Source organism: Saccharopolyspora sp. 6V (genome assembly GCF_020176785.1).
GTDB classification, from domain to species: domain Bacteria; phylum Actinomycetota; class Actinomycetes; order Mycobacteriales; family Pseudonocardiaceae; genus Saccharopolyspora_C; species Saccharopolyspora_C gregorii.
The window spans coordinates 1-9,297 of the sequence record NZ_JAIUKB010000063.1 but is presented as its reverse complement, the minus strand read 5'-3'; the positions used below and the strand labels follow the sequence as shown (position 1 = coordinate 9,297).

The window sequence follows — 9,297 nt, the reverse complement described above, 5'->3', positions numbered from 1 at the left end:
ATTGTGGTCCCCTCGGCTTGCTCGGGGGTGGGGTGGCGGAACCTCAGCGGCGTTCTCGCTGCGGGATCGTTTTCACAGGTGGCTCCGCCACATGAGAAAACGCTGTCCTCGCGAGAACGCCGCTGAGAACCCGCTGGTGGTCCGGTTGATCAGGTGATCGGCGGCTCAGCGGCTTCGCCGCTGACAAGAAACAGATAGGACCCGCTGGGCAGGTTCGATCAGGTGTCCTGGCCGATCAAGCCGCCTGTTGGGAGGACGGGGACTGGTAGCGGTCCACGTACTCCTGGTCGGACAGCTCCGAGATGGCGTACATGATCTCGTCGGTGATGGACCGCAGCACCGGCAGCGACCCCTCCATGCCGTGGTAGCGGGAGAAGTCCAGCGGTGCGCCGAACCGGACCTCGACGCGGGTGAGCCGCGGCACCTTCGCCCCGATGGGCAGCAGCCGGTCGGTGCCGTGCAGCGCCACCGGCACCACCGTCGCCGCCCCGCTCAGCGCCAGCCGGGCCACTCCGGTCCGGCCGCGGTAGAGGCGTCCGTCGGGGGAGCGGGTGCCTTCGGGGTGGATGCCGAACGCGCCGCCGTCGGCGAGGACCCGCTCGGCCGCGCCCAGCGCCTCCTTCGCGGCCCGCCCGCGCCCGCGCTCCACCGGGATGGCTCCGAGCGACCGGAACACGCCTCCGACGAGCCGGTTCTTGACCCCGCCGCCCTGGAAGTACTCGGCCTTCGCCAGGAACGCCACCGGCCGGGGGACCACCAGCGGCACGATGAAGCTGTCGGCCACCGACAGGTGGTTCACCGCGAAGATGACCGGGCCCTCGGCGGGGACCTGCTCGGCACCGGTGACCTTCGGGCGGTACACCGCCCGCGCCACCGAACCGAGCACCCGTTTCGTGAGTATGTACAACATCGCGCAGCCTCCCCGTCCGTCTCTCCCGCCACCCCAGAACCTACCGCCGCCGCAGGTCGCCGCGGTCGCCACCGGGTCAAGTCCACGTGAAACCCGTGGATCGGTGCGGCGGCGGTCACCCCGCGACCAGGGTGTCGGAGCCGCGGGCCGAGTGGGACGATGGAGGACGTGGAGGTGGTGTCGTGAGCAGCACTCGGCACGGCGACGACACCCCGGTGCTGATCACCGAGGCGCAGCCGTCCTACGACGATCAGCAGGCGGAGCGCCGCCGCAAGTACGCGATCATGATGTCGATGCGCATCCCGTGCCTGATCGCGGGCGCGGCGTGCTACCAGATCTGGTGGCTGGCGTTGATCATCGTGGCGATCTCGATCCCGCTGCCGTGGATGGCGGTGCTCATCGCCAACGACCGCCCGCCGCGCAAGAGCGAACAGGTCAACCGCTACCAGCAGTCGGCGCGCGCGCTGGAATCCCGCGACCACCGGGTGATCGACGACTCCTGAATCGGTTCGGGCGTCCGAGGTGCGCGGTGCACGCCGCGCGCGGTGCGGCATCATGGGGTGATGAGCACGATGACGCTTCCGGAGACCGATGTCCGGCCGGAGACCACGGACCAGACCCAGGATGACCGTCCAGAGGTCTTCCACTACGTGCAGAAGGACAAGATCGCCGAGAGCGCGGTCATGGGCACGTACGTGGTGGCGCTGTGCGGCGAGGTGTTCCCGGTGACGAAGTCGGCGAAGCCCGGCTCGCCGGTGTGCCCGGACTGCAAGAAGGTCTTCGAAGGCCTGCCCCCCGGTGGTGGCGACGACGACTGAGCCGGGTTGCTCAGTGGCTCGCCGGTGCCGGGGAGCCACTGAGAGCTGGACCGGCTAGGACTCCTCGTCGGGGTCCGGTTTCTCCTGCGCGAGCGCGGTGGTCACGATCGTCGTCGGCGGATCGACGGCGGCGCGTGGCCGCTCGTCCTTCGCCCGCCACGCCCGGTAGCCCTCCTCGGTGCGCAGCTGCTGCTCGGCGCGGCGCATCTCCAGGCGCCGCCACTTGCGCCGCTCCCGGCGGGTCATCTTCGCCGGCCACAGTTCCTGCAGCGCCTGGTTGAACTGGGCGCCGATGATGATCGCCAGCCCGATGAAGAACGCGAACAGCAGGAACGCGATCGGCGTGGCCAGCGCCCCGTAGGTGTAGCCGGTGCCGGTCACCCAGGTGATGTACCAGCGCAGTCCGACGCTGGAGCACAGGAACACGGCCATCGCCACCAGCGCGCCGGGCACCCCGCGGTGCCACGGCAGCTTCCGCGGCAGCGCCACCTTGTACAGCGTGGCCAGCGCCAGCACCAGCAGCAGCCCGGTGGCGGGGAAGTAGAACACCTGGATCAGCCACGCCACGTCGTCCTGCATCGACGGCGGAAACACCGTCGGCAGCCACTCCGGGCCGAGCGCGATCACCGGCAGTCCGACGACGGCCAGCAGCAGCGCCGCCAGGTAGAGCAGCAGCGCGAAGATCCGCTGCCACACGCTGTGCCGCACCGTGTACTGGTCGTAGGCCATGGTGATCGAGTCTACCAGCGAGGCCAGCGCCGAGGATCCCGCCCACAACGACAGCAGGAAGCCCACCGACACGATCTCGCTGCGCCCCTTGGTGAGGATGTCCTCCACCGTCGGCCCGATGATCTGGTCCACCACGTTGCCGCTGAACACCGCGCGCGCCCCGGACAGGATCTTGCCGTGCACCGCGTCCACGACGGCGGGCCCGAACCAGTCCCCGAGGAACCCGAGGCTGCCCAGCAGCCCCAGCAGCAGCGGCGGCATCGACAGCGTCTGCCAGAACGCGGCCGCCGCCGACTCGGAGAAGATGTTGTCCCACCACGCCTTGTCGATGGTGCGCCAGATCAGCTGCAACGGCCCTCGTCGCGGGCGGGTTCCGGCGGTGGCGGCCCAGCCCTGCTCGGGCGGCGACTGGGCGTCCTCCTCCGGCGCGCGCGCATCGGAGGGCTCCGGCCGTCGGCCGTGCTGGCCGGGCCGCTGGCTGTCACCGGTCGGACCTGAGGAACCCATCGCGGCTACAAGGATGCTGCATGCGAACGACGAGCGGGCGTGGACCCGGCGAACCGGGAGTGTCAGCGCGATCTCGATCCGGCTGGCGGGTCGGTGCGCCCGGTCACGGGAGGCGGGGCGGTAGGCTGCGGGTCGCCCTCGGCGGATCTCCCGCTCGGCGCGGAGCCGCGCGGCGGGACGGGTGGACGGGTTCCACCGGGCCGCCGGGGCGTCTCGCGCCCGGCCGGTGATCCGCAGGTACGCGCCGCGCGCATCGCGAGGGGGAGAAGGCTCAGGAAGGAGCGGCGAGCAAGCGTGTCCGAGGCACAACTCGATCCAGTCCGATCTGTGCTCAGCGACCCGTCGCAGGCCGCCCAGCGCCCGCTGCGCGCCTGGCAGCGCCGGGCGCTGGCGAAGTACCTCTCCAGCAACCCGCAGGACTTCACCGCCGTCGCCACGCCCGGTGCGGGCAAGACGACGTTCGGTCTGCGCATCGCCGCGGAGCTGCTGGCGGACCGGACGGTGGAGTCGGTGACGGTGGTCGCCCCCACCGAGCACCTCAAGCACCAGTGGGCGATGGCCGCGGGCGGTGCCGGGATCCCGCTGGACCCGGACTTCCGCAACTCCGACGGCTTCACCTCCAGCGACTACCGCGGCGTGGTGGTCACCTACGCGCAGATCGCCGCGCACCCCACGTTGCACCGGGTCCGCACCGAGCGGCGCAAGACCCTGGTGATCCTGGACGAGGTCCACCACGCGGGCGACGCGAAGTCGTGGGGCGACGCGACGCGCGAGGCGTTCACCCCGGCGGTGCGGCGCCTGGCCCTGACCGGTACCCCGTTCCGCAGCGACGACACGCCGATCCCGTTCGTGAACTACGAGCCGGACGCCGACGGGTCGATGCGCAGCAAGGCCGACAGCTCCTACGGCTACTCGGACGCGCTGCGCGACGGCGTGGTGCGCCCGGTGATCTTCCTGGCGTACTCGGGGGAGACCCGGTGGCGCACCAACGCGGGCGACGAGTTCTCCGCGCGCCTCGGTGAGCCGCTCACCGCGGAGCAGACCGCGCGGGCCTGGCGCACCGCGCTGGACCCGGCGGGGGAGTGGATCCCAGCGGTGCTGCAGGCCGCGCACACCCGGCTGCAGCAGCTCCGCAACGGCGGGGTGCCGGACGCGGGCGGTCTGGTGATCGCCTCCGACCACGTCACGGCGAAGGCGTACGCGAAGACGCTGGAGCGGATGACCGGCACGACGCCGACGGTGGTGCTCTCCGACGACCCGAAGGCCTCCGGCCGCATCGCCGAGTTCGCCGATTCCGACGGCGAGTGGATGGTCGCGGTCCGGATGGTCAGCGAAGGTGTCGACGTCCCGCGGCTGGCCGTCGGCGTCTACGCCACCAGCGCCTCCACCCCGCTGTTCTTCGCGCAGGCCGTCGGCCGCTTCGTCCGCGCCCGGCGCCCGGGGGAGACGGCGAGCATTTTCCTGCCCAGCGTGCCGGTGCTGCTGGAACTGGCCAGCCAGCTCGAAGCCGAGCGCGACCACGTGCTGGGCAAACCGCACCGGGAGAAGGACGGCTGGGAGGACGAGCTCCTCGCCGACGCGAACCGCACCAAGGACGAGCCGGGCGAGGAGGAGAAGGCGTTCACCTCGCTGGGTGCCGACGCCGAGCTCGACCAGGTGATCTACGACGGTTCCTCGTTCGGCACGGCCGCGTTCGGCACCAGCGAGGACGAACAGGACTACCTGGGCCTGCCAGGGCTGCTCGAACCGGACCAGGTGCGAGCGCTGCTGCGCCAGCGCCAGGAGCAGCAGCTGGAGACCGTCGGCAAGCGCGAGGCCGCGGACAAGGAGCAGAAGGCCGCCGAACGCGCCGAGCAGGCCGAGCAGGCCCGTCGCCCGCAGAGCGTGCAGGAACGGCTGAAGGGGCTGCGCAAGGAGCTCAACACGCTCGTCTCGCTGCACCACCACCGCACCCGCAAACCGCACGGCAAGATCCACAACGAGCTCCGCCGGATCTGCGGCGGCCCGCCCACCGCGATGGCCACGGTCGAGCAGCTGGAGGAGCGGATCGCCACCCTGCGGTCCTGGTGAGGGCTCGCTGCCCGCTGCGGACGGTGTCCGATCGCGACCCCGGTGTGATCGCCCGTGCCTACCCTGCTCCCCATGGCATTCGACGTGGAGAAGGTGCGGGCCCGGTACCCGGCGCTGTCCGACGGCCGGTCCTGGCTCGATTCGGCGGGCGGGACGCAGGTCCCGCAGCAGGTGATCGACGCGGTGGCGGAGGTGCTGGCGCGCGGCGTCTCGAACGTGGGCGGGGACTTCGACTCCAGCCGCCGGGCGGTGTCGGTCGTGGCCGGGGCGCGCGCCGCCCTGGCCGACCTGACCGGCGCGCCCGGCCCGGAGTGCGTGGTGTTCGGGCCGAGCACCACGGCGCTGGTCTACCGCTTCGCCGGGGTCCTCGCGGCGGGCTGGCGCCCGGGCGACGAGGTGGTGGTGACCGAGCTCGACCACGACTCCAACGTGCGCCCGTGGGTGCAGCACGCGCAGCGGGCCGGAGCGACCGTGCGGTTCGCCCCGATCGATCCGGAGACCGGGTCGCTGCCCGCCGAACGGGTGGTGGAGCTGATCGGGGAGCGGACCAGGCTGGTCGCGGTCACCGCGGCGTCGAACCTGGTCGGTGAGGTCCCGGACGTCGCGGCCATCACCCGGCGGGCCCGCGAGGTGGGGGCGACGAGCTTCGTCGACGGGGTGCAGCACTGCCCGCACGCCGAGGTCGACGTCGCGGCGCTGGGCGCCGACTTCTACGCGACCAGCGCCTACAAGTGGTCCGGCCCGCACCTGGCAGCCGTGGTGGCGGCCGACCCGTGGTCGTTGGAGACGCTGAACCCGGACAAGCTGCTGCCCTCGCCGGACGAGATCCCGACCCGGTTCGAGCTGGGCACCGCACCGTTCGAGTCGCTGGCGGGGGTGACCGCGGCCGTCGACCACCTCGCCGAGCTGGACCCCGCGGCCACCGGAACCCGCCGGGAGCGGCTGCTCGCGAGCCGCCGCGCGGTCGTCGCCCACGAGGACCGGCTGGCCGCGCTGCTGTTCGACGGGCTCGCCGAGCTGCCGCACGTGCGCCGGGTCGGCCGGCCAACAGGCCGTTGCACGCCGATCGCGGCGTTCACCGTGCCCGGCCGCTCGCCCGCGGAGGTCGCCGGGTGGCTCGCCGAGCGGGGCATCAACGTGTCCGCCGGGCACGGCTACGCGTGGCAGGCGGTGCGCGCGCTCGGCCTCGGCGAGGAGGGCGCGGTGCGCGCCGCGCTGTGCCACTACAGCGAGGAGGCCGACGTGCGGCGGCTCCTCGACGCGCTCGGCGAACTGGCCTGACCGCGCGTACCGGTACGCCGAAAGCCCCGGAGAACCAGGTTCTCCGGGGCTTTCGGGTCGGGTGTCGTTACTGCTCGTCCTGCTGGAGTTCGGCGTCCATTTCCCGCAAGCGCGGCTCGAACTCCCGGCCGTGGTGCCCGCAGAACAACAGCTCCCCACCGGATGGCAGTACGGCGCGAAGCTTCGCAGCGGCCCCGCAGCGGTCGCAGCGGTCGGCGGCGGTCAGCTCGGGGCGGGTGAGCGTTCCAGGCATCGTGATCTCCCTCCGTCCCGGCGCCGGGTCGTACCCCGACGCCCTCGATCCTGCTGCGACCACCGGTGGCCCACTGGCGGCGGGGCCGGTGCTCGCTTACCCCACTCTTGCAGACGCACAGCCGTACGTCAGTGTTCCCGAGCGGAGTGGCGACCGTCGTCACGTCGAAGTACCCGCTTGCCGCAGCACCGGTAGCGGAGCGTGGCAATCCCGGCACGGAGCCGTTTTCGAGTCCCCTGACCAGGGAAAATGGTGAACCTCGAATTGCGCCGACCGGCGTTTCGTGCGTACCGGCGGTGCGCATTCCCGGCTCCGGGCGCGAACGGTTCTGCTGCAAGCGAACGACCGGCACGCCTGGGATGCGCCGAATTCCCGAGATTCACTGTGTGATGAATCACGCCTCGATTCCCCGCGAATTCCGGCGAATTCGGCGTGGAACCGCCGCTGAGGGGCCTCCGCGGCGGAACGTTCCGGTCTCGGTCCGCCAGGATCCCCGCGGCGGGACCGTGCGGATCGATCGCGCGGAGCGGCCACCAAGCCGCACCGGTGCCGTCGACCGATCGCGCGGATCGCCCCGCGAATCCGGGCGTCCGAGCTCCGGGCGAGGCGGACTGCTCCGGCCGGGAGAGCGACCGCGGTCGACCCACGGCCGCCGCGATCACCTAACCGAGCGGGCCCGTGGGCGAACCACCGCGGCCGAGCAACGGCCGTGCCGGCCGCGTCGAGCGGTTCGCGCACGTGCAGCGCGCACTGGAGAGTCGTGCGTGCATCCTGGACACAGGGGTTCACCCACTTCCACGCACTTCGGCGGTTCAGTCTTCCGACCGGCTCATGCTGTCACGAACGGTGACCGAGCCGGAAGATCCATTACCCGATCGTACGAGCACGTGCCGCTCCCCGTCCGGTTCCTCGCACCAGCCGGCGGGCCACTTGCGGCGGACCCCGTCGGCGGGTGGCGTCGCGGAGGCGTCGGTCAGAGTGGTCTCGGTGTGCGTGCCGAAGTCGACCTCGCCCGCGAACAGGGCGTCGCGGAAGTTCGCGCCCTGGCCGTCGAAGCCCACCCGCCGGAAGTCCGCGAGTCCGGTGAACCGCGCGGACCGGAAGTCGGCCTGCTGCTCGAACACGGCGCCGCGGAACACGCCGGCGCCGTCGAAGCGGGCCCCGGCGAACGTCGCCCGCCGCACCCGGCAGCGGGTGAACCGGAACGTGCTCAGCACCGCGCCCGCCAGGTTCAGCCGGATGTCCGGCCAGAACAGCTCGGCGGTGTCCTCGTCGGCGCGCAGGTGCGCGGTCAGCACCAGTTGGGCGGTCTCCCGCACCTCCCGCTCCAGGGCGGGGTCGGTGTCGTCCGCGCCGGACGTGGCGGCGGGCATCCGCAGGTAGGCGCACAGCAGGTCCACGATGGTCTGCCGGTGCTCCGGGTTGCCCTGGGCGAGCCGTTCCAGCGCGAAGATCCCGGCCAGCCGCACCGGTGCCTTGTCGCTGCCCAGCTGGTCCGCGGCCCGGCCGTACAGCTCGGTCACCCGGGCCACGGCCGAGTCGTGGCTCTTGATCTCGATGTCCAGCTCGGTGGACCGCTGCTTGCGCGCGGTCAGCAGCAGGCCGGCCGCCCCGCCACCGCCGAGCACGATGCTGAACGCGGTGCGGATGGCGTCCAGCCGGGTTCCGGCCTCCGGCCCGGTGCTGCTCACCAGCACCCACAGCGCGATGATCGAGATCAATCCCAGCAGCACCAGCCCGATCCCCCAGGCCGCGATCGCCGCGTTGGACAGCACTTCGGGCCGCTGCGCGCTCCGCCGTTCGCTCACCACTCGATCATGTGGCTCCGGCGCGCGGTCGAGCCACCGAACGACCCGACGCCACCCGGATGCGCGGCGACGACCGCGCGGGGTGACCGCGCTCCCGGATTCACCGAACCACCTCGCCGGACCGCGGCGTCTCGATAATCTCCGCGGGTGATCACCGAACATGTCGGCGTGTCCGCGCTGACCCACGTGCACGCCCGCCCCGGTGGCCGCGGAGTGCTGCGCTTCGACCAGCAGGGCTGGACCCTGCACCGCACCGCTTTCGCCTGGCCCGACCTCAAACGGCTGATGATCTGGGTGGTCGTCGCCACCTGGGTGCTGGCGGTGCTGGCCATGCCCTTCCGCGAGCGGCTGGAGCACGACGACACCGCCCAGCTGGTCGCCGCGATCATCGCGACGCCCATGTTCCTGATCCTGGTCGGCCTGCTGCTGTACTGGGTGGTGAACCTGCTCGCCGAGGTCCTGTCGATCGTGTTCACCGTCGTCACCCTCGGGCACTTCCACCGGAACCCGCCGCGCTGGCTGCAGCGGCTGCGCGCCGCCCGGCGCCGCAAGTCCGCACCCGGCGAACCGTCCGCGCCGGTCGCCGCGCACCGCTACGACTCCGTCGTCGAAGGCCGCGTGCTGCACCGGTTCCGTCGCACCGTCGTGCTGCTGCGCACCACCGACGGGCGCACGCTGCGCTACCGCACCTGGGGCTTCGCCGGACGGACCCGGTTGCTCGGCGACGCCTTCGCCGAGCACCTCGCCGACCGGCTCCGCTGAGCGGGAGCAGACCTGGACCCGCCTCGAACGCACAGGAGGGGGGGGGCCCCCCGGGGGGGGGGGGCCCCCGGGGGGGGGGGTGGACCGCCCGGAAAGCGAGAACGCCACGGGCGGCGCGCCCGCGGGGCAGCGGCGGCGCATCCGAAACAAAAGAAATAG

The 9,297-nt window shown here is 72.2% G+C and carries 9 protein-coding genes; 5 read left to right on the top strand and 4 right to left on the bottom strand.

Annotated features, from left to right (window positions below; translation table 11 throughout):
* Positions 1 to 235: 235 nt before the first annotated feature.
* Positions 236 to 910 (bottom strand): 1-acyl-sn-glycerol-3-phosphate acyltransferase, encoded by a 675-nt coding sequence (locus tag LCD35_RS13425; protein WP_225044273.1) that lies wholly within the window; start codon positions 908 to 910, stop codon positions 236 to 238.
* Positions 911 to 1,092: 182 nt separating this feature from the next.
* On the opposite strand from LCD35_RS13425, the gene LCD35_RS13420 reads away from it, so the two are divergent.
* Both LCD35_RS13420 and LCD35_RS13415 read left to right on the top strand, forming a co-directional pair.
* Positions 1,093 to 1,413 (top strand): DUF3099 domain-containing protein, encoded by a 321-nt coding sequence (locus tag LCD35_RS13420; protein ID WP_224955394.1) that lies wholly within the window; start codon positions 1,093 to 1,095, stop codon positions 1,411 to 1,413.
* A gap of 60 nt (positions 1,414 to 1,473) precedes the next feature.
* Entirely contained in the window at positions 1,474 to 1,728 is a 255-nt protein-coding gene (locus tag LCD35_RS13415) for a DUF3039 domain-containing protein (RefSeq protein WP_224955395.1), read from the top strand.
* Between the two features lie 54 nt (positions 1,729 to 1,782).
* On the opposite strand, the gene LCD35_RS13410 is transcribed toward LCD35_RS13415, so the two are convergent.
* Positions 1,783 to 2,964 carry a YihY/virulence factor BrkB family protein gene (locus LCD35_RS13410; RefSeq protein ID WP_224955396.1) on the bottom strand — a complete coding sequence of 394 codons (1,182 nt, stop codon included), beginning with the start codon at positions 2,962 to 2,964 and terminating at the stop codon, positions 1,783 to 1,785.
* 327 nt (positions 2,965 to 3,291) lie between these two features.
* On the opposite strand from LCD35_RS13410, the gene LCD35_RS13405 reads away from it, so the two are divergent.
* Together LCD35_RS13405 and LCD35_RS13400 are read left to right on the top strand one after the other, a co-directional pair.
* Entirely contained in the window at positions 3,292 to 5,034 is a 1,743-nt protein-coding gene (locus LCD35_RS13405; protein WP_224955404.1) for a DEAD/DEAH box helicase, read from the top strand.
* 72 nt (positions 5,035 to 5,106) lie between these two features.
* Positions 5,107 to 6,315 carry a cysteine desulfurase-like protein gene (locus tag LCD35_RS13400; RefSeq protein WP_224955397.1) on the top strand — a complete coding sequence of 403 codons (1,209 nt, stop codon included), beginning with the start codon at positions 5,107 to 5,109 and terminating at the stop codon, positions 6,313 to 6,315.
* Positions 6,316 to 6,382: 67 nt separating this feature from the next.
* On the opposite strand, the gene LCD35_RS13395 is transcribed toward LCD35_RS13400, so the two are convergent.
* Both LCD35_RS13395 and LCD35_RS13390 read right to left on the bottom strand, forming a co-directional pair.
* Positions 6,383 to 6,568, bottom strand: a complete 186-nt coding sequence (locus LCD35_RS13395) for a hypothetical protein (protein ID WP_224955398.1) — start codon at positions 6,566 to 6,568, stop codon at positions 6,383 to 6,385.
* Between the two features lie 812 nt (positions 6,569 to 7,380).
* Complete coding sequence (locus LCD35_RS13390) at positions 7,381 to 8,376, bottom strand: pentapeptide repeat-containing protein (RefSeq protein ID WP_224955399.1); 996 nt, start codon at positions 8,374 to 8,376, stop codon at positions 7,381 to 7,383.
* 147 nt (positions 8,377 to 8,523) lie between these two features.
* On the opposite strand from LCD35_RS13390, the gene LCD35_RS13385 reads away from it, so the two are divergent.
* Positions 8,524 to 9,138: a hypothetical protein gene (locus LCD35_RS13385; RefSeq protein WP_224955400.1), complete on the top strand. Its 615-nt coding sequence runs from the start codon at positions 8,524 to 8,526 to the stop codon at positions 9,136 to 9,138.
* Positions 9,139 to 9,297: the final 159 nt, after the last annotated feature.

What these genes read in the sequence shown, in the direction of transcription:
- LCD35_RS13425 (WP_225044273.1), bottom strand. Translation starts at nt 910, where the DNA reads ATGTTGTACATACTCACGAAACGGGTGCTCGGTTCGGTGGCGCGGGCG.
- LCD35_RS13415 (WP_224955395.1), top strand. Translation starts at nt 1,474, where the DNA reads ATGAGCACGATGACGCTTCCGGAGACCGATGTCCGGCCGGAGACCACG.
- LCD35_RS13410 (WP_224955396.1), bottom strand. Translation starts at nt 2,964, where the DNA reads ATGGGTTCCTCAGGTCCGACCGGTGACAGCCAGCGGCCCGGCCAGCAC.
- LCD35_RS13400 (WP_224955397.1), top strand. Translation starts at nt 5,107, where the DNA reads ATGGCATTCGACGTGGAGAAGGTGCGGGCCCGGTACCCGGCGCTGTCC.
- LCD35_RS13395 (WP_224955398.1), bottom strand. Translation starts at nt 6,568, where the DNA reads ATGCCTGGAACGCTCACCCGCCCCGAGCTGACCGCCGCCGACCGCTGC.